Genomic DNA, 23,485 nt, shown 5'->3' with positions numbered 1-23,485 from the left:
GATGGGAGACGTTATAGATATATATGGATTATCACCTTTGCAAAAAGGAATACTGTTTCATACTTTATACGATCAAGATGATGAACATTCTTTTTCCTACATTGTACAAGTAGGCTTCTTGCTCGGGGGGCGATTGGATGTTGCTACTTTTGAAAAGGCTTGGGAATATGTTATTCATCGACATGAGGTTCTACGTTCAGTATTTGTGTGGGAGGAAGTTGAAAAACCTCTGCAAGCAGTTTACCAACGTCTTCCTTTTACTATTCATCAAGAGGATTGGAGTGCCCATTCATATGAAGAGAGGGAGAAGAAATTACACCAGTTTTTGACTGCAGATCGTAGAAAAGGATTTTTATTGGATGAAGCACCATTGATGAGAGTCACTGCGATTAAAGAAGCAGAAGAGGAAACGAGAATCATTTGGACACATCATCATATTTTGCTAGATGGGTGGAGTTTGTCATTGGTCTTTAGTGAAGTGATGGAAGTTTATCTCAAGATGATAAAGGGAGAATTGTTGAATCCACCTAAATCTCTTCCTTACAAAAAATATATCCAGTGGATAAATAAGCAAGATCAAAGTAAAGCAGAGGAATTTTGGAAAGAAGAATTAAAGGGATTTTATGCACCTACACCATTAGAGATGGAAAGAAAGGATCAAGGAGAGGATAAGGGCTATGGAGAGTGTACTTATCAAATATCTGAGGAACTTACTAAGAATTTACAAGAGTGGGTACGAAATAGTCGATTAACATTGAATACATTAGTACAAGGCGCATGGGCTTACTTGATGAGTAGGTATAGCGGTGAAAGTGACATCGTGTTTGGCGTAACTAGCTCTGGACGTCCTACTGATTTGATAGGAGCAGAGAATATGGTGGGTCTATTTATTAACACATTACCTACTAGAATTCGATTAACGGATGATACATCAGTAGTAGATTGGCTTCGTAAAATACAGATGAAAGAAATGGAACGAAGACAATATGAGTATAATTCGTTGGTTGATATTCAAGGGTGGAGTGAGGTTCCGCGGAATAGTTCCCTATTTCATACCTTGTATGTATTTGAAAATTATCCAATTCAAGGTGAGAGAAATGATGATTTAAGATTACTAGAGGTTCAAAGCGTAGAACAAACAAATTATCCTTTAACACTCATTGTAATGCCTGGTAAGGAAATTACTTTAAAGTTGATGTATGACCGAAGCTATTTCAATGAAGAAACAATAAATCGTATTCAGGGTCACTTATTGCAAACATTAATTCAGATGACGAAGAGCCTAGATTCAAAGCTCTCCGAAATTACTCATTTAACAATGGAAGAGCAGACACAGTTACTAGAGGAATGGAATAATACTAAAGTAAAATATTCAGCTGAAGGCATGATTCATACGATATTTGAGGAGCAAGTTAAGAAAACGCCAGAAGCAATCGCGGCTATTTACGAAAATGAACAAATTACCTATAAAGAGTTAGATGAACGCGCTAATCAGCTAGCTCATTATTTACAAAAGCGTGGTGTAGTTCCAGAGTCTCTAGTTGGGGTATATATGGAACGCTCATTACAAATGATGATAGCGTTATTAGGGATTCTAAAATCAGGAGGAGCGTATGTTCCACTTGACCCTACTTATCCAGAGAGTCGGCTTCGTTATATATTAGAGGATGCTGGAATTGAAGTACTAGTGACGGGGGGGAATTCTAAAAATTTATATATATATGAACAGATTGAAACGATTTATATGAATCAAGATTATACTGCAATTGAAGAAGAAGAATTAACCCCATGTATAAGTGGAGTAACAGGAAGAGGTTTAGCGTATGTTATGTATACTTCAGGATCTACAGGGAATCCAAAGGGAGTGATGATTGAGCATCATTCAGTGATTAATTATCTTGAATGGATGCAACATCAATATCCACTTTCTGAAAAGGATGTTATCTTGCAGAAAACACCATTTTCATTTGATGTATCTGTTTGGGAGTTATTTTGGGGTATTAGCGTAGGCGCTTGTGTATCTTTCTTACCTCCAGGTGGAGAGAAAGATCCTACCATTATAGCTGAAGTGATAGAAAAACATCAGGTTACTATTACTCAATTTGTTCCTTCGATGTTATCTGTTTTCTTAGATCATTTCACTCATATTGAGTTAAAAATAAAATGTTCGTCCGTGCGTCATGTATTTTCTGGTGGGGAAGAGCTAAGTTCAGGATTGGTTAGACGGTTTCAACAGCAATGGAATCAGAGCGGGCAAGTAAAATTAACCAACTTTTATGGACCGACTGAAGCAACTATTTACGTAAATGCATTTGACATTCAACCTAATCAAGAATTTGTTTCTATTGGGCAGCCGATACAGAACACGCAATTATATGTATTAGACCAAAATCAACGCTTGCAATCAATAGGGATAGAGGGTGAGTTATATATTGGTGGTGCCGGTTTAGCTCGTGGATACTTAAATCGTCCGAATCTCACTGCCGAAAAATTCGTTTCGCATCCATTTCGATTGGGAGAACAACTATATCGAACAGGAGATTCAGTAAGATATCTAACTGATGGGAATTTAGAATTTATAGGGAGAATGGACCATCAAGTTAAGATGCGTGGCTTTCGGATTGAGCTTGGAGAAATTGAAGCGACTTTAGAAAAGTATTCGTTTATTAAAGAGGCTGTCGTATTAGTTAGGGAAGATCGCCCGGGTGATCAGCGATTGGTTGCATATGTAATAAGCGACGGAAATACTCAAAAGTGGCGAGAGTATCTACAAAATCAATTGCCGAATCATATGATTCCAGCGCATCTTGTAGAGTTAGAACAGTTTCCGCTTACTCCGAATGGAAAAATTGATCGAAAAGCTTTGCCAGCACCTGATGAGCAACCTATGGGAGATTTTAATGTTTTACCTCGGACACCAACGGAAGAGCTTATTGCCTCTGTTTGGAGTCAAGTGTTAGGAATAGAAAATATCGGTATTCAGGATTCCTTCTTTGAACAGGGTGGACACTCACTGCTCGCTACTCAAATCGTCTCTCGATTACAAGAATTGTTCCAGATTAAAATCCCGCTACGTGAACTGTTCAAGCACGATACAGTGGAATCATTAGCGGAACGAGTAGATCAGTTGCGCAAAGAAGATAAAAAGCGAGAGGTTCCACCCCTTGTACCTATGAAGCGGGAAGAATCTATTCCACTTTCCTATGCACAGAAACGCCTATGGTTTATTGACCAATTAATGCCAAATAATGCGATGTACAATATTCATGCAGCGTGTCGCTTAACAGGAAAGTGGTCAATTGAAGCATTGGAGGCCGGATGGAATCAGTTGTTGGAACGTCATGAATCATTAAGGACGATAATTCTAGAACAAGAGGGTGAACCTTTTCAACAGGTTCAATCTCATGTATTCAGACATATCCCTCAAACAGATCTAACAGACCTTTCTTTGGAAGATAGGAAAAGGGAAATGAAACGGCTCATTCAAAACGAAGCGGAGGAAACATTTCATTTTGGGCAAGGTCCTCTGATTCGAACACGAATATTGAAAGTGGACAGGGAAGAATGGGTTCTCCTTTGTACGATGCATCATATTATTTCAGATGGGTGGTCAATGGGAATCTTACTTGAAGAATGGATGGCTTTTTATGAAGGAGCACTAAGCGAAAAACCGCCGGAATTAAAGGAGTTATCTATTCAATATGCAGACTTTGTCATGTGGCAGAAGGAATGGCAAAAAGAAGAGAATTTGGATCAGCACCTCCAATATTGGAAGGAAGAATTGTCTGGGGAGCTACCGGTTTTACAATTACCGATGGATCGTCCTCGACCTGCGGTTCAAACCCACCGTGGTGCGAGTCAGTCCTTAATGGTGGCGAATTCCCTACAGGAAAAGCTCAAAGGTTTAAGTTTGCAAGAAGGATCCACTTTATTTATGACATTGATGGCAGCGTATCAAAGCTTCCTTTCTCGTTATTCAGGACAAGACGACATCTTGGTTGGGAGCCCAATTGCAAATCGAAATGTGAAAGAGATTGAAGGATTAATAGGTTTCTTTGCAAATACGTTGGTTTATCGAGCTGATTTCAGTGGAAATCCGACGTTCCAAGAACTTTTGTCGCAGATACGAAAAAAAGCACTAAAAGCATACGAGTATCAGGACATTCCATTTGAGAAAGTGGTAGAATCTGTAAAACCGGAACGAAATACAAGTCATTCACCGATATTTCAAACCATGTTTACTTTACAGAATACGAAACAAGAGTTTCCTCAGCTATCTGAAAGACACATGGAACTCATGGAAAGTCATACTTCTCTGGCGAAATTTGATTTGAGTTTATTTGCTTCTGAGACGGAAGAAGGATTATCGCTAACCTTTGAATATAATACTGATTTGTTTAATGATACAACCATTGAACGTATGGCAAGTCATTTTGAACATTGGTTATATCAAATTGTATCTCATCCAAAAGATTTATTATCGGAAATGAATATGTTATCAAAAGTGGAATATAAGCAACTACTAGAGGAATGGAATGAAACAGGTGTTGTAGATATACGAGAAAGCACAATTCATACATTATTTGAAGAACAAGTGGAAAAAACACCAGAAGCAATTGCAGTAGTGTGCGAAGATGAAGAACTAACATATCGAGAGTTGGACGAACGCTCGAATCAACTGGCACATTATTTACAGAAAAATGGTGTAGTATGCGAATCATTGGTTGGGATTTGCGTTACACGTTCATCCGTGATGATTGTCGGCCTCTTAGGAATTATGAAGGCAGGAGGAGCATATGTCCCAATTGATCCAGCGTATCCGGAAAGTCGACTGAAATACATTTTAGAGGACGCTCAAATAAAGGTACTGGTGACACAGGAAAAGATAAAACAAAAGATGGTTATACCTAAATCCGTTGACGTGATTTGTATTGATCGTGATCGAGAAGAAATAGAACAAGAAGCAACTACGGTGTGTACGAGTGAAGCGACGGGAGATAACTTAGCCTATATTATCTATACTTCAGGTTCAACTGGAAATCCAAAGGGAGTAATGATTGAGCACAGGAATACAGTAACAATGATTCATTGGGCGCATCACACATATTCCCGAAGGGATTTAGCGGGAGTGTTGGCTTCAACTTCTCTATCCTTTGATCTATCCGTTTTTGAAGTGTTTGTTCCCTTAACGATGGGTGGTAAGGTAATTGTCGCTGAAAATGCTCTACATCTAGACAAGTTGTCTACCAAGGGTGTGACTTTGGTCAATACTGTGCCATCGGCAGCGAAGGAACTGGTTCGAGCAAAAACAATTCCTTCTTCGGTAAAGGTGATGAATTTGGCTGGAGAACCATTACCATATTCACTTGTTCAAGATTTATACGAGAGAAGTACGATTGAGAAGGTGTACAACCTATATGGACCGTCCGAAGATACTACGTATTCCACATATATGGAATTAGAAAAGGGTGTCATGTATAGGGTACCACCAATTGGTAAACCAGTCTTCAATGCAGAAGTATATGTACTGAGTGCTGAACAAAAAATGGTTCCAATTGGTGTAGTTGGTGAGCTTTACATTGGTGGATCAGGATTAGCACGTGGGTACTTAAACCGTCCTGACTTAACGCAAGATTGTTTTATACCGCATCCGTTTAAAGAAGGAGAGCGAGTATACCGGACTGGAGACCTAGTAAGGTATCTGCCAGATGGAAATTTGGAGTATCTTGGCCGAATCGATCATCAGGTAAAAATTCGTGGGTTCCGGATTGAACTAGGAGAAATTGAAGCGACATTGCAAAAGCATACATTAGTTAACGAAGTTCTTGTGATGGTGCGGGAAGATTATCTTGGTGATCCACGTTTGATTGCCTATGTTGTGGGAGATGGGGATGCTCATAAGTGGCGTGATTATCTCAAGGACCAGCTACCAAATTACATGATTCCAGCCTATTTTGTCGGATTGAATGCATTTCCACTCACTCCAAATGGAAAGATTGATAGGAAGGCCTTACCAGTACCAGAGAGACAGGAGATAGTGAGGGGTTATATTGCTCCCCGTACACCTACGGAAAAAACAATCGTTTCAATATGGCATCAAGTTTTAGGTGTAGAAAATATTGGAGTGCAGGATTCGTTTTTTGAAATAGGTGGGCATTCATTACTTGCTACACAAGCTGTTTCCAATCTTAAAGAGGCTTTTGGAATCGAGTTACCATTGCATGATCTATTTACGTTTCATACGGTGCAACAATTGGCAAAACAGATTGATCAATTGTTCTATAACAAAAATCAAGAAATACAGAATGATAGTAAGGAGAATGTAAGTCTTCAAGACTATATTCAAAAAGAAGCAGAAGTGAGTAATGATGAAGAATTACTTGAACTACTTAAGCAATTAGAAGAGCTATCAGAGGAAGAAGCACAAGGAATATTCGAGAGTAATTTAGTTGAGGAAGGGGTAAAAAAATGAGAAGTGATTTACATGCAAAGCTGAGTTCACTTTCTCCTGAGAAAAGAGCTTGGCTTCAGAAGCGAATGCAAAAAAAGGAGAATAAAGAAGCACTTCCGTTGTCTTATGCACAACAACGTTTGTGGTTTATGGACAGATTTAACCCAAACAGTTCTTTATATAATATTCCAACGGTATGGCATCTAAAAGGAAATTGGATTCCTGAAGCATTAGAAAAGGGATTCAATCGACTCATTGAACGTCATGAATCATTACGAACCGTTTTTAAAGAAGTAGGAGAACAACCTGTACAACAAATTGTCGAATTCCTTCCTAGAGCATTACCTGTAAGGGATTACTCGCAACTTCCTCTAGAAGTAAAAGAAAAAGAGGTAGATAGTTTAATTGCGAGAGAAGCGCAAGAACCATTTGATTTAATGAATGGCCCTTTAATTCGTAATCAGCTTGTTCAATTAGGAAAGGATGAATGGTTATTACTATGTACGATGCATCATATTATTTCTGATGCTTGGTCCATCGGTATACTCATGAATGAATTACTTACTTTCTATGAAGAAGAAACGGGCGGGAATCCTGCTAAATTAAGTTCACTATCCATTCAATATGCAGACTTTGCAAAGTGGCAAAAGGAGTGGTTGCAAGGTGATGTGTTAAATCGTCAACTTACGTATTGGGAGGAAGAATTGTCTGGGGAGCTTCCTATATTACAACTGCCAGTGGACCGACCTCGACCGGTTACGCAAACTTACGCTGGGGATACGCATCACGTGATTTTTCCTTATAGATTACTCAATCAATTAAAGGATATAAGTCGACAAGAAGGATCTACCTTATTTATGACTTTAATGGCTGCATACCAGAGCTTTCTTGCTCGTTATACGGGGCAAAAAGATATTCTAGTCGGAAGTCCGATTGCAAATCGGAATCATAAGGGAGTAGAAGGATTAATCGGTTTCTTTGTTAATACGTTGGTTTACCGATCAGATTTGAGTGGCACCCCTACTTTTCGGGAGATTTTGAACCAAACAAAGAAAAAGGCGTTAAAAGCTTACGAATATCAAGATATACCATTTGAAAAAGTGGTAGAAGCTGTACAACCTGAACGAAGTATGAGTCATTCTCCTATCTTTCAGACCATGTTTACACTACAGAATATAAAACAAGAACGACTAGATTTGTCTGGTAGAAGTATCGAAATGGTAGAAAGTAATATGTCTATTGTAAAATTTGATCTGAGTTTAACTGCCTACGAAGTGGAAGAAGGCCTATTTGTCTCATTTGAATACAACACGGATTTATTTGATAGTAGTACCGTTGCACGTATGGCAGGCCATTTTGAGAACTGGTTAAATGAAATCGCGTATCATCCAGATGAATCATATACAAAGCTGTCAATGTTATCGGACACAGAGCAGAAACAACTCCTAGAAGAATGGAATGATACTGACGTAGTTTATGGTCATGAGTATATGATTCATGAGCTATTTGAGCAGCAAGTTGCACGTACACCTGATGCAGTGGCGGTAGTTTATGAGGGTGGAAAGCTAACGTATCAAGAACTCAATGAAAAATCGAATCAATTGGCACATTATCTACAAAAACGAGGTATAGGACCTGAATCATTGGTCGGTATATGTGTTGAACGTTCTCCTGAAATGATTATTGGTCTCTTTGGGATTTTGAAAGCAGGTGGGGCTTATGTCCCACTGGACCCAAGTTATCCCGAAAATCGCCTGAGATACATTTTAGAGAATTCACAAATTCAAGTGCTGTTAACAAAAGAGGCACTACAGGACTGGTTACCTAAAGATATTCAAGCAATTTGTTTAGACCGGGATCAAGTAATGATTTCTAAAGAGAGTAATTTGGCTCCGGTGAGTGGAGTAACAGCAAATAACTTAGCCTATATCATATACACTTCGGGTTCGACGGGAAATCCGAAGGGAGTAATGATTGAACATCATTCGGTTATCAACCGCCTACAGTGGATGCAGAAAAAGTATCCATTATCTGAGGAGGATACAATCCTACAAAAGACACCGTTTTCATTTGATGTTTCTGTCTGGGAATTATTTTGGTGGTCATTTGTAGGAGCGCGTGTTTGTTTGCTTCAACCAGGAGGAGAGAAAGATCCTGCGGTGATTGAGGAGTATATCGAACGATATCGTGTGACCACCATGCACTTTGTTCCGTCGATGTTATCTACTTTCTTGGATTATATGGAACAATATAATTCGAAAAGGGATGTATTGTCTTTAAATCAGGTTTTTACTAGTGGAGAAGCATTAAATACTGAACAGGTTCGCCGGTTTAAGGGGGTATTTTACGATGTTCAGCAAACAAAGTTAATTAACTTGTATGGCCCTACCGAAGCGACTGTGGATGTGACTTATTATGATTGTGATTTAGAAAAAGAACCTATGCTTATTCCAATTGGTCGTCCAATTGATAATACAGAGTTGTATGTGTTGGATCAATATCAACAGGTGGTACCGATTGGTGTGGCGGGGGAACTTTACCTTGGAGGAGTAGGCTTGGCACGTGGCTACTTCAATCGACCAGAGTTAACTACTGAACGTTTTATTCCGCATCCCTTTAAGGAAGGGGAACGATTATATCGAACGGGTGACCTGGTGAGATATATGAATGATCGTAACTTGGAGTATATTGGAAGAATAGATAACCAAGTCAAAATCAGAGGATTCCGAATTGAACTGGGAGAAATCGAAGCAGCTTTACATGATCACTCATCTGTAAAAGAGGCTGTCGTGTTGGTGAAGGAAGATCGACCAGGAGATAAGCAGTTAGTAGCTTATGTAGTGGGTGAAGGGGATACTGGAGAGTGGCGTGAATATCTGAAGAAGCAATTGCCAAATTATATGGTTCCGGCATACTTTTTCCAAGTTGAATCGATGCCACTCACTCCAAATGGTAAGGTGGATCGGAAAGCTTTACTGGAATTGGAGGCACAGTTCATAAGTGAAGATATTACTTCATCAAGAACACCAGTGGAGGAGCTCATCGTTTCTGTATGGAGTAAAGTATTAGGTATAAGAAATATTAGTGTTCAGGATTCTTTTTTTGAAATCGGTGGTCACTCGCTACTAGCTACTCAAGTAGTGTCACGCTTACAAGAAATCTTTCAAATCGAATTACCGGTACGCGAACTATTTGAGTATGCAACGGTGGAGTCACTGGCAAAGCGATTAGATCAGTTACGTAAAGGAGATAGAAAACGAGATATTCCGCCACTAATGCCGATGGAACGAGGGGAAACTATTCCACTATCTTATGCCCAACAGCGCTTATGGTTTATCGATCAATTTACACCTAATAGTGCACTTTACAATATGCCAATAGTATGCCGCCTTACAGGGAGTTGGCTACCTGAGGCATTGGAAACGGGATGGAATCAGCTAATAGAGCGTCATGAATCATTGCGGACGGTCTTTCATGAAGTGAACGGTCAACCCGTACAGCAAATTGAACCGTATGCTTTTCGATTAATTCCGAAAACGGATTTAACTATGCTTTCTCCAGAAGGCCGAGAAGAAGAAGTTAAACGTTTGATTCAACAAGAAACAGAAATGCCATTTGATTTAGGTGAGGGTCCACTGATCAGGACAAGTATTTTGCAAGTGGGAGAGGAAGAATGGATTCTCCTTTGTACTCTACATCATATCATTTCAGATGGATGGTCAATGGGAGTCCTACTTGAAGAATGGATGGCATTCTATGAGAAAGCTACGGATGGAAAGATAGCAGAACTTGAACCATTACCGGTTCAGTATGCCGACTTCGCTCAGTGGCAAAAAGGATGGTTGAAGGCGGAAGTGCTTGATCAACAACTCCAATATTGGAAGGAAGAATTGTCTGGGGAGCTTCCTGTACTCCAACTTCCTATGGATCGCCCGCGTCCCGCAATACAAACTCATGACGGGTCGACATACACTCTGGTTCTGCCAAGCGCGCTACATGACAAATTGAACGAATTTAGTCTCCAAGAAGGGGCTACACTCTTCATGACGCTGTTGGCTGCATATCAAAGTTTTCTATCACGTTATACGGGACAAGAAGATATTCTGGTCGGAAGTCCAATTGCTAATCGAAATTATAGAGAAATTGAAGGACTTATTGGTTTCTTCGTCAACACCTTGGTATATCGGGCTAATCTAAGTGGTAGACCGACATTTCAGGATGTTCTGTCTCAGGTTCGTCAAAAAGCATTGAAGGCGTATGAGTATCAAGATATCCCTTTTGAAAAAATTGTGGAAGTTGTACAACCAGAGCGGAGTACAAGTCATTCGCCAATCTTCCAGACTATGTTCATCTTGCAAAATATGAAACAAGAGTTCCCGGTGTTATCTGGTAGAAGTATTGAAATGATAGAAAGCCATAGTCCAATCGCAAAGTTTGATTTAAGTGTAATGGTAGCTGAGACGGAAGAGGGAGTACGTTTTACTTTTGAATACAATAAGGATTTATTCAATGCTACAACTATTGAAAGGATGGCAGGGCACTTTGAGAAATGGCTACACGAAGTTTCCCATCACCCGAAAAATCCGTTGCATAGTCTGAGCATGCTATCGGAACCTGAGCGTACTTTGTTATTAGAAACATGGAATGACACTGTAATGGAAATGCCCCCACAGGGTCTTATTTGCGACAGATTTGAGGAACAAGTAGCAAAGCGTCCTGAAGCGATTGCGGTAGTTGATCAAACAAAAGATTGGACTTACGGTGAACTGGATGCACAAGCAAATCAGTTGGCAAATGTTTTACAGCGAAAAGGAGTTGCTCCAGAGTCAGTCGTGGGAGTTTATCTTCCGAGGTCGGCTGAGCTCATGGTAAGTTTACTAGGCATATTAAAAGCTGGTGGAGCTTATGTCGTTTTAGATCCGTTGTATCCAAAATCAAGGTTAGAATACATGATTGAAGATGCAGGAATTCAATTTGTAGTGACGGCGGAAGGACAAGAAGGCCTTTTCGAACAGGTCGAAATGGTGAGGTTAGAAGAGTTAACAGTGGAAAGCGTAATAGCACCTACACGGCAGATAAATCCAGAGAACTTAGCTTACATTGTCTATACCTCTGGTTCTACAGGAAAGCCAAAGGGTGTCATGATTGAATATCGATCATTAATGAATATGGTTTCTTGGCATCATGAAGTTTATCGTATTACAGCAGAGGATCGTGCGACTCAGATTGCAGGGATTGCTTTTGATTCGGCTGTCCAGGAGATTTGGCCGTATCTAACTGCTGGTGCAGCACTCTACTTGTCAACAGAGGAACTGAGAATTAATCCAGAAGCACTAAGAGACTGGCTCATTGATTCGCGAATAACAGCTAGTTTTGCACCTACGCCTATTCTGGAAAGACTCTTGAAATTATCTTGGCCAGATAAAACGGATCTTCGTTTTATCATTACCGGCGGGGATCAATTAACGCAGTATCCATCTAACGATATTCCTTTTGCGGTAATCAATCAGTATGGTCCATCGGAAAATACCGTTGTTACCACGGATTGTTATGTACCTGTAGGAGTGACAACAGGTACGCCATCGATTGGTCGACCGATTGCGAATACAGAAGTTTATGTGTTAGATTCTCATCTTCAGCTAGTACCAAGTGGTGTGATTGGAGATCTCTATATTGGAGGGAAGAGTCTTGCTCGTGGATATGCTAATCGTCCGGACCTTACAAAGGAAAAATTTATTTCGCATCCATTCAAGTCAGGAGAACGTCTCTATTACACCGGAGACAAAGCAAGTTATCTTTCTGATGGTGCTCTCCAGTTCCATGGTCGTATAGATGACCAAGTGAAAATTCGTGGTTTCCGGATTGAATTGGGAGAAATAGAAGCAGTCTTGCAGGCACATTCTTCTGTGAAAGAAGCGGTTGTATTGGTACGAGAGGATGATCCAGGCGACAAGAGATTAGTAGCTTATGTAGTTGGTGAAGGAAGTGTCCAAGAATGGCGAGAGCATCTACAAACACATTTACCAAATTATATGGTCCCAACAAACTTTATTGAGATGGAATTTTTACCACTTACACCGAATGGAAAACTTGATTTAAAGGCATTGCCAATACCTAGCAAATTATCTACGGAAAATACCGTTCACGCACGAACTCCGCTAGAAGAACTTATCGCTTCAGTGTGGAGTCAAGTGCTGGGAATAGAAAATATAGGTGTTCAGGATTCTTTCTTTGAACTTGGTGGTCATTCTCTACTTGCTACACAAGTGGTCTCACGCTTGCAAGAAGTCTTTCAAATCAAATTACCGGTACGTGAACTGTTCGAATATTCAACGGTCGAGGCACTGGCGAAGCGATTAGATCAGTTACGTAAGGGAGGCAAAAAACGAGAAATTCCACCATTGATGCCGATGGAACGAGGAAATGCCATTCCACTTTCTTATGCTCAACAGCGCTTATGGTTTATCGATCAATTTACACCTAATAGTGCACTTTATAATATGCCGATGGTATGCCGTCTTACAGGAAATTGGTTACTAGAAGCATTGGAGGTGGGATGGAATCAGTTGATAGAGCGTCATGAATCATTGCGGACAGTATTTCATGAAGTGGACGGTCATCCTGTGCAGAAGATTCAACCGTATACTTTCCGGTCCCTTCCACAAATTGACTTAACTAAGATTTCTCCAGAAGAGAGAGAAAGAGAAGTGGAGCAATGGATTCAAACTGAAGTCGAATCCCCATTTGACTTAGAGCAAGGGCCATTGTTCCGTGGACAAATCGTGAAAATTTCAGAAGAAGAATGGGTTCTTCTGTGTAATATGCATCATATTATCTCGGATGGATGGTCGATGGAAATCTTGCTCCAAGAATGGATGGCATTTTATGAGGAGGCGATTGGTGAAAAACCAGCAGACCTTGCACCACTACCAGTTCAATATGCCGATTTTGCTCAGTGGCAAAGAGAATGGTTGATAGATGAAGTACTAAACCAACCGCTTGCATATTGGAAGGAAGAACTGTCTGGTGAGTTACCAGTCTTAATGTTGCCGATGGATCGTCCCCGTCCTCCGGTGCAAACCCACCATGGATTAACTCATAATGTGTTGTTGTCACGCTCATTACTGGATAAATTAAACGAACTTAGTCGTCAAGAAGGGGCCACGCTTTTCATGACCTTATTGGCATCGTATCAAAGTTTCCTTGCCCGTTATACAGGACAATCAGATATTCTTGTTGGAAGCCCAATTGCGAATCGAAATTATCGAGAAATTGAAGGGTTGATTGGTTTCTTTGTCAACACGTTGGTTTATCGAGCTGATTTAAGTGGCGCACCGGCATTTCAAGAGTTGTTGTCTCAAGTGCGGATAAAAGCATTGAAGGCATATGAGTACCAAGATGTTCCGTTTGAGAAAATTGTGGAGGTTATCCAACCTGAACGAAGTACAAGTTATTCTCCGATTTTCCAAACCATGTTTACTTTGCAAAATACGGGACAAGAGCTACCAAAGCTACATGGACGAAGTATAGAAGTAATGGACAGCCACGCTTCAATCGCCAAATTTGATTTAAGTTTAACTGCCGCAGAAGTGGAAGAGGGCTTATTGCTTACTTTTGTTTATAGGACTGATTTATTTGACAGTTTAACTATTGAATCCATAGCAGAAAATTTTGGGAACTGGTTGAATTTAATCGTGGAACATCCTGATAAATCATTAGCTAAGTTGCCGATACTGTCAGGATTACAGCAAAAACAGTTAGAAGAGTGGAATAATAATGCTGTAGCATATCCACAGGAATTTGGGATTCATCAGCTGTATGAAGAGCAAGTAAATCGTACACCTGACGCGGTGGCAGTGGTAGATGAAAAACAGCAGTTAACCTATCGAGAGCTGAATGAAAAAGCAAACCAATTGGCACATTATCTCCAGAAATGTGGGATTGGGAGCGAGTCATTGGTTGGTCTCTGCTTCCAGCGTTCAGCTGAGATGATTGTCGGTCTCATGGGGATCTTGAAAGCTGGGGCAGCCTATGTTCCATTGGATCCATCGTATCCAGAAAGTCGCCTACGATATATTCTGGAGGACACAGGGATTCAAGTATTGGTCACGAACGAAGCATTAGAAGGTTGGATAACTGAAGAAATCAAAACAGTTTGTTTGGATCGGGATAAAGCGATGATTTCGCGAGAAAGCACCCTTTCACCAATATGTGAAGTGACAGGAGAAAACTTGGCGTATGTAATCTATACTTCGGGATCAACAGGGAATCCGAAGGGAGTTATGGTAGAGCATCACAATGTGATTCGTTTATTTAAATCGACGGAATGTTGGTATCAGTTTGATGAAAAAGATACTTGGACGCTTTTCCATTCTTATGCGTTTGACTTCTCGGTATGGGAGATTTGGGGGGCATTACTCCATGGCGGAAGATTGATTGTTGTTCCTTACTGGATTAGTCGATCGCCCAAGGATTTCTATCAACTGTTAGTAAAGGAAAAGGTTACGGTTCTTAATCAGACACCATCCGCATTTCGACAATTGATACAAGTGTGTGAACAAGAAGATGAGAAGAAAGACTTGCATCTGCGCTATGTCATATTTGGTGGGGAAGCACTCGATCCTACCAGCTTGGTACCATGGTTTCAAAGGTATGGAGGGCAGGAACCACAGTTAATTAATATGTATGGAATTACAGAAACTACCGTTCATGTTACGTATTATCCAATTACTCAAGATGATGTGCAGCATGCTTCAAGAAGTAATATAGGAAAACAGATTCCAGATTTAGAAGTGTATGTACTAGACGCTTGTCAACAACCTGTGCCTATTGGCGTAGCTGGCGAACTATTTATTGGTGGAGCAGGACTTGCACGTGGATATTTAAACAGATCCGAATTGACTGCAGAGCGTTTCATTCCTCATCCATTCAGTAGTGACCCAGGAGCGCGATTATATCGGACAGGAGACTTAGCGAGATACTTACCTGATGGAAATCTGGATTATCTTGGGCGGATTGATCACCAGGTGAAAATCCGTGGTTTCCGAATTGAGCTCGGAGAAATTGAATCTGCTTTAAACGCACATGTCTCCATAAAAGAGGCTGTTGTAATTGTTCGAGAAGATCAGCCGGGTGATAAACGGTTGGTGGCATATGTCGTGGGTGATGGGAATGTAGGTGAGTGGAGAGATTATCTCAAGGCGGAACTACCAAGCCATATGGTTCCTTCAGGATTTGTGATGATGGAAGCCATTCCACTAACTGCTAACGGAAAAGTTGATCGTAAGGCCTTACCTGTACCAGAGGAGAGGAAAATCGAAAGTGAATGTGTTGCCACGCGGAATGGTAACGAAGAAACACTGGCCACCATTTGGAAGCAAGTATTAGGGATTAAAAAGGTGGGAATCCATGATAATTTCTTTGAAATTGGTGGAGACTCGATTCTCAGCATTCAGATTGTCTCTCGTGCGAAGCAAGCAGGTTTGCAATTGACGCCAAAGCAAATGTTTGAACACCAAACGATTGCTGAGTTGGCGCAAGTAGTCAATGAAGAACGGGGTGTACAAGCAGAGCAGGGAGTTATAACTGGAGAACTGATCCTTACACCAATTCAGCAATGGTTTTTTGCACAAGATCATCCAAACCCACACCATTGGAATCAATCCATGTTTTTTAGAACAAAAGAGCGACTGGATATAGTATTACTGGAGAAAGCTGTGCGTACCCTTCTAATCCATCATGATGCCTTGCGTTTAAGATATGAACGGTTACCGAATGGAGCTTGGAAACAGTGGAACGAAGGGATCGAAGAACAATCGACGCTGACCGTTATTTCATTAGACGAAGTGCCGCAAGCAGAATGGCATCAAGTGATTCAAGCGGAGATTGACACTGCACAAGCAAGCTTGCACTTACACGCAGGACCGCTAATGAGAATGGTGTATTTTGATGAAGGTGAGAAAAGAGCCGGCCGATTATTCTGGGTGATTCATCACTTAGCAGTGGATGGTGTTTCTTGGCGGATTTTACTGGAGGATCTGCAAACGGCGTATAATCAAGCGAGCCAGGATCAGATGATCCAATTACCTACAAAGAGTACATCCTTTAAAGCGTGGTCGGAGAAATTGCATCATTACGCTGAAGCTGGGATTGTGCAAGAAGTGCGTGATTACTGGGAGCAGCAATCCGAACAAGAAGTGGCTATGCTACCAGTGGATACCACCCTCGAAGTTCCAGCCAACACAGGAACCGAGGAGATTACCGTGGTGCTGGATGAGAAAGAGACCCGTACGTTATTGAAAGAGATTTCAAGCACTCATCGTGTCCAAATCAATGAAGTACTATTGACAGCATTGGTACAGGCTACGGCAGCATGGACAGGTCATCCGGCGCTGACCGTGGATTTGGAGGGGCATGGTCGGGAAGAGATTATCGAAGACGTTGACCTATCTAGAACCGTGGGGTGGTTTACAAGTATTTATCCTGTTCACTTAAATATTACCGGTGCTGACACGCCAATTGCAGCATTAAAAGCAGTTAAAGAACAAGTGCGTAAAATTCCTAATAAGGGTGTTGACCATGGAATTTTGCGGTATCTGAACACAACAATATGCGAGCAATGGGGGTCTCAACATACACCGTCTATTAGTTTTAACTATCTTGGACAATTTGACCAAATGTTTTCTGACGATGCAATACTTATTCCAGAGAACGGATTTAAGCGCTTAGATCATGCTTCTGGTTCCAAGCGATCGCATTTAATTGATGTAATTGGAATGGTAACGGATGGGAAACTTCAGTTCACTTGGGTATACAATGTAGGACAATATGCGAAATCAACGATTCAAAGTATTGCAGAGAATATGCTCCATCAACTAAGTAAATTGATTCAATCTGCGGGTGGAGAATCTGCACTGACCGTTTCAGATTTTGTGATGGCTAATCTTGACCAAGCCAGTTTGACAAAAGTATTAACCAAGATGAATCGTGGAAATAATTATCCGATTACCGATTTATATCCACTATCGCCTTTGCAAGAAGGTATGATTTTCCATACATTGCATGACCAAGGGGAGGAACATGTAGCGCCTTATATAGTGCAATTAAGTTTCATGATTAGAGGAGAATTGGATATTGCTACTTTCGAACAGGCGTGGAAATCGGTAATTCAGCGGCATGAAATTTTCCGCTCAGCTTTCCTTTGGGATGAAGTTGAAGAGCCTTTACAAGTGGTGTATGAGAGTGTTCCATTTAAGGTGAATGTAGAAGATTGGCGTACGCTGACTGCTGAAGAAAAAGAAGAGAAAAGAAAAGCCTTTTTGGCATTGGATCGAAAACAAGCCTTTCTTTTTGATAAAGCGCCATTGATGCGGGTGACTGTCATTCAAGAAGGTGAGGAAGAATATCGGATTGTTTGGACACATCACCATATTCTGTTGGATGGATGGAGCCTACCACTGGTCTTTAACGAATTGCTTACAGTGTACCAGAAGAGAATGAATGGAGAAGCCGTGCATTTACCTAATTCATCGCCATACAAGAAATATATTCAATGGCTAAGAGAACAGAATCAGGAGCAGGCGGAGCAATTCTGGAGAGAGAAACTTAAAGGTTTTACAGCTCCAACCCTGCTGGGCTTAGAAAGTAAAGAGCAAGAAAAAGGTTACACAGAGAAGGTAACTTATTTATCAGAAGAGCAAACCCAAGCGTTACAAAACTGGGCGAAGCGCAATAGGCTCACTTTGAATACAGTAATTCAAGGTGCGTGGGCGTATCTCATGAGCCGGTATAGTGGAGAAGATGAAATTGTCTATGGTGTAACTAGCTCAGGACGCCCTACGGAGATTATTGATGTTGAAAACATTGTAGGTCCTTTTATTACCACATCACCGACGCGAATTCAGTTGATAGATAATATAAAAGTAATGGATTGGTTGCTGAAGATACAAGAGGAAGAGATAGAAAGAAGACAATATGAATATGCTTCTTTGACAGAGATTCAAGGATGGAGTGAAATTCCTAGAGGAACCCCGCTGTTCCATAGCTTGTATGTGTTTGAAAACTACCCAGTGAAAGAGGGGTCCTCAGGAAATCTAGAAATTGGTGAGTTGGAAGGAGTAGAGCAAACTCATTATCCATTAGGATTGACAGTTGTTCCAGAAAGCCAGTTGTTGTTAAAGTTGAAGTATGATCGTAGCAAGTTTAATGGCCTCACCATTGAACGGATGCTGGGCCATTTAAGCCAGGTGTTAAAGCAAATGATCGAGAACGTTGATCAAACTCTGTCGGAGCTGGTGTATGTTACGGAAATAGAACAGAAACAACTGCTGGAAGAATGGAATGATAATGCAGCAGCGTATCCACGTGAAAGTGTGATCCACAAACTTTTTGAAGATCAAGTGGATCGTACACCTGATGCGGTGGCAGTGGTGGATGAAAATCAGCGGTTGACGTATCGAGAGCTGAATGAGAAAGCAAACCAATTGGCCCATTATCTTCAGAAAATGGGGATTGGAACGGAGTCATTGGTCGGGCTTTGTTTCCAACGTTCAGTTGAGATGATTGTCGGTCTCATGGGAATCTTGAAAGCTGGATCAGCCTATGTTCCGCTGGATCCATCGTATCCAGAAAGTCACCTACGATATATTCTGGAGGACACAGGAATTCAAATATTGGTTACGAACGAAGTATCACAAGGTTGGATGCCTGAAGAAGTTGAAACAGTTTGTTTGGACCGAGATCAAGCAATGATTTCGCAAGAAAACACTCTTTCACCAATATGTAAAGTAACAGGAGAAAACTTGGCGTATGTTATCTACACTTCAGGTTCGACCGGGAATCCAAAAGGGGTTATGGTGCAGCATCATTCGGTATTAAATCTATCCTATGGTTTACAGAAAGAGGTTTTTTCACATCGGGCACATGATAACATGCGCGTTGGTCTAAATGCCTCAATCGCCTTTGATTCATCCGTTAAACAATTACAAATGCTTTTGTATGGTTCTAGTTTGTATATTATTTCAACAGAAGTTCGCAGTGATCCTCAACAGTTTATATCTTATATTCGGGAGAATAAGTTGGAAATGTTCGATATAACACCTTCACTACTCCAATTACTCATAGATGAGGGGTTGTTAGAAACAAACGATAGTGTTCATGTTCCAAGCAAGGTACTGGTCGGTGGAGAAGCGATTATGCCATCACTGTGGGAACAACTAGTAGAGAATGACCATATCCATTTTTATAATGTATATGGTCCTACGGAATGTACGGTTGATGCGACATGCTATCGTATCAAAAAAGATAGTAAGAGAGTAACCATTGGGCGTCCGTTGCCAAATGTTCAAGCCTATGTATTGGATGAGAAGTTGTTACCTGTTCCAGTTGGTGTAACGGGTGAACTTTATATCGGTGGAGCAGGCCTAGCGAGAGGATACTTGAATCGTCCAGAGTTAACGTTAGAACGTTTTATTCCACATCCATTTAATGAAGGAGAACGGTTATACCGGACGGGAGATCTAGTCCGTTATTTAGCTGATGGCCATTTGGATTATCTGGGAAGAATCGATAATCAAGTGAAAATTCGAGGATTCCGGATTGAGCTTGGAGAGATTGAAGCGAATTTAGAAAGTCATCCATCGGTGAAAGAGGCGGTAGTCTTGATAAGAGAGGACCAACCAGGAGATCAGAGATTGGTTGCTTATGTGGTGGGTGAAGGAAGTATGCATGAATGGCGTGAGCATCTCAAGAGACAAGTACCGAATCATATGATTCCTGCACACTTTATTGAGGTGGATGCGATTCCGCTTACAACAAATGGGAAGGTTGATCGAAAGGCACTGAACAGCTTAACGATTCAAAGAGAAAGTACCTTTTCTACACCAATTATCCCACGGGATGAAATCGAGTATCAGCTGATTACAATCTGGCAGGATTTGCTACAGTTAGAAGATATCCATGTAAACGATGATTTCTTCAATATAGGAGGTCACTCTCTCCTTGTAATCAAATTGATTTCAAAGGTCAGAGAGAAATTTGGAAAAGAGATTAAGGTGCCCGCACTAATTAAGAATCCGACAGTGGAAGGAATCGCTTGTCTCATCCGTGAGAATCATCGTATGGAAGAATCATTATCGGTTCTGGTTCCATTACAAGAATCAGAGAAAAGACCTTTCTTCTGTGTTCACCCGTTTATGGGTAATGTACTCTGTTACATTCAGCTAGCAAGGTTACTCAAGGATCACTGCTCATTTTATGGTTTACAGAATCCTCTCGTAGAGAAAGAAGGAATGAACGGGTTGATTTTATCGGAAGTAGTTCAACTCTACATCGAGGAAATGAAGCGGGCTCAGCCAGAGGGGCCATATCGTCTGGGAGGATGGTCTCTGGGTGGTGCCATTGCCTATGAAATCGCAACTATGCTACGGAACCAGGGAGAAGAAGTTGAGGTGTTGGTACTATTGGATACCAAGGTGCCTTCAGAACGGGATTACAAGACAGAGGATGACATGCTATCTTATATATTGGAGCATTTCATCCATATAGAGCTAGTGGATCAGGAAGAAGAGCTTGTTCATCAACAGGACATGCTTGTTGAGCAATTAATTGTGGAAGGAGTGCTCCCGCCTGATGCAAATCTTACGAATTTGAAGCAACTTATCAATGCTCACAGGAAATGTCTGAATTTAATGGCAGAGCATGATTTAACACCATATTTTGGGGAAGTCATTTACTTTAGTGCTGAGGAAGGTAAAGAATTGTTTACGGATTGGAAGCCTTTATTAAAAGGAAGAGTGAATATGTATTCGGTCCCTGGATCACACGAAGAAATAGTAGCTTCCCCCGCAGTTGAAAAGCTAGCTAAGTATCTACTAAATGAATTAGAAGGAATAAAAGAGACATCCCTTTCGCTAACGGAAAAGTAGAGAGCACAAAAGAGGCAACTTTATAAACGAACATTGTTATTATTAAAGTTGTTATTTGTGAGTAGTAGTGTAAATAAAGAGAGCAGTCCAATAACTGCACATCAAGTGTAGGAGATTATGTATATATCAAGAGCATTACTTTTTAAAGGGTTAATGAAAAATTGCTTGATAGGGACATAGAAACATATATGAGTTGTTCATAGTATGCTGTAAATTCTCTGAAGTTTTTGTACCAGAAGCGAATGCCTTGATGATATTGCTGAGGAAAGGTGTATATTTTCATTGATATGTAAATATGCACCTTTTCTATTATATTTGCACTTGAATAAATGCAAGTTAGAAAATGAAATTGAATTTCTATAACGTATACATAGGAAGACATCCTTTTAAAAAGGAAGTGATTTATCATACAAATTCATGCTGTGAAAATACCAAAGAATATTGAAAATCATTTGTTTAATCAATTTAGTAACTTGATTTCAAATGAGAAGAGAGAACGAATGAAGCGTTTATTAAATTTATGTGATATTAATAGGACTTTGATAGGAGATTTATTAATCCGTTCCCTAGTTTGCCAAAAATATAAAATGAATAATGAAGAAATTAAATTTATATATAATGAGTACGGAAAACCTTTTGTTCAAAAATTTTCTGACTTTCACTTTAATATTTCGCATTCAGGAGAATGGGTGGTCTGTGCCACTGCTAATTCTAATGTAGGTATTGATATTGAAAGAGTTTCAAACATAGAGGCTCTTAAATTAGCAAATGAATTTTTTTCAGAGGAAGAATTTTATGATTTATCTAATATGAATTCTGATGAACAAATCAATTATTTTTTTGATTTATGGACATTAAAAGAAAGCTATATAAAAACGATTGGTAAAGGGCTTTATATCCCGTTAAATTCATTTTCTATAAAAAAAGAGTCACGAACTTTAATCTCATATAAGAATATACCTAAAGACTTTTACTTTAGACAATATAGCATTGAGCCGAATTATAAGATATCTGCTTGTGCAACAAGGGAAGAATTTCCGCAGGATATAATAATTAAAGATATTTATACAATTTGCCAAAATATAAACAAATTTTAAAGTAAGGAGAAAATCAATGCAGAAGACTAAACTTTTTTGCTTTCCACATGCTGGGGGATCTGCGTTTAGTTACGCAAAATGGAAAAATTACTTTAATCCATATATTGAAGTAGTCCCAATAGAGTTAGCTGGTAGAGGATATAGAATTGAAGAAAGCTTGTACCAAAGTATGGAAGAGGCCGTAAATGATGTCTACACTAGTATAGTTAAGCAGATAGAGCATTCGCCCTATATTCTATATGGGCATAGCATGGGAAGTTTGATTGCCTATGAAGTAGCCAGAAAAATACAAGATTCTAAAAACGTATTGCCTGAATTTCTTGTTTTGTCCGGTAGAAACCACCCAAATAGTAAAATGAAAAATATCCGACATAATCTTTCTAACGAACAATTTAAAAGAGAAGTTATTGCAATGGGAGGTACACCGTCCGGGGTACTTCAATCAGAAGAATTAATGGGAATTTTCCTCCCAATTCTAAGAGCAGATTTTAAAATTGTTGAGACATATATTCATGACAATAATATGCAAGCATGTGATATTGATTTTCTTATATTTAATGGGGAAAATGATGAATTTACTACATATAATCAAGTAATAAAATGGGAGCAATACACAAGTAAAACGTGTACTTTTCACTCTTTTAAAGGTAATCATTTCTTTCTAAATGAAAATATTGAAGAAATAGCAAATAGAATTATAAGAAAGTTAGATTCTAAAAGATTTTCAACTAGTTTTTAGAGTTTTTCTAAGTACAATCATGGCTGAGAAACCAAAAATTAAAGGTGAAAAATACGGTTCTGGTGCAAAAATAGAATAAAAGATAATAAAGCGCATAGATTCCTAACGGAATCGTATCTTATGCCGCAAGCCCAAACAATTGATGGATGAATTCTTTTTGATTTTGGACAGACTGGTCCCGTAAATCAACCTGTTCTTTTTTAATCATATGCATGACTTCTACTCCAGAAAGAATGGATGTAGCTGTGTCAAAACATTTGAACCCTAGCATAGA

At 39.9% G+C, this 23,485-nt stretch carries 4 protein-coding genes and 1 pseudogene; 4 read left to right on the top strand and 1 reads right to left on the bottom strand.

The window, feature by feature from the left end:
* The first annotated feature begins 1 nt into the window (after position 1).
* From AC1DS7_RS26940 to AC1DS7_RS26925, 4 genes are all read left to right on the top strand, one after another.
* Positions 2 to 6,472 (top strand): amino acid adenylation domain-containing protein, encoded by a 6,471-nt coding sequence (locus AC1DS7_RS26940; RefSeq protein ID WP_476999318.1) that lies wholly within the window; start codon positions 2 to 4, stop codon positions 6,470 to 6,472.
* Positions 6,469 to 21,375: a non-ribosomal peptide synthetase gene (locus AC1DS7_RS26935; RefSeq protein ID WP_476999317.1), complete on the top strand. Its 14,907-nt coding sequence runs from the start codon at positions 6,469 to 6,471 to the stop codon at positions 21,373 to 21,375. The genes AC1DS7_RS26940 and AC1DS7_RS26935 overlap by 4 nt, the downstream gene beginning before the upstream one ends.
* Positions 21,376 to 21,797: 422 nt before the next feature.
* Complete coding sequence (locus AC1DS7_RS26930; protein WP_476999316.1) at positions 21,798 to 22,472, top strand: 4'-phosphopantetheinyl transferase family protein; 675 nt, start codon at positions 21,798 to 21,800, stop codon at positions 22,470 to 22,472.
* Between the two features lie 16 nt (positions 22,473 to 22,488).
* Positions 22,489 to 23,211 carry a thioesterase II family protein gene (locus AC1DS7_RS26925; RefSeq protein ID WP_002035038.1) on the top strand — a complete coding sequence of 241 codons (723 nt, stop codon included), beginning with the start codon at positions 22,489 to 22,491 and terminating at the stop codon, positions 23,209 to 23,211.
* Between the two features lie 118 nt (positions 23,212 to 23,329).
* Here AC1DS7_RS26925 and AC1DS7_RS26920 read toward each other — a convergent pair.
* Positions 23,330 to 23,485, bottom strand: a pseudogene (locus AC1DS7_RS26920) (IS6 family transposase); the annotation flags it as partial.

The organism is Bacillus sp. P4_E1, from assembly GCF_056401715.1.
This window is presented reverse-complemented; position numbering and strand designations above follow the sequence as displayed.

What these genes read in the sequence shown, in the direction of transcription:
- AC1DS7_RS26925 (WP_002035038.1), top strand. Translation starts at nt 22,489, where the DNA reads ATGCAGAAGACTAAACTTTTTTGCTTTCCACATGCTGGGGGATCTGCG.
- AC1DS7_RS26935 (WP_476999317.1), top strand. Translation starts at nt 6,469, where the DNA reads ATGAGAAGTGATTTACATGCAAAGCTGAGTTCACTTTCTCCTGAGAAA.
- AC1DS7_RS26940 (WP_476999318.1), top strand. Translation starts at nt 2, where the DNA reads ATGGGAGACGTTATAGATATATATGGATTATCACCTTTGCAAAAAGGA.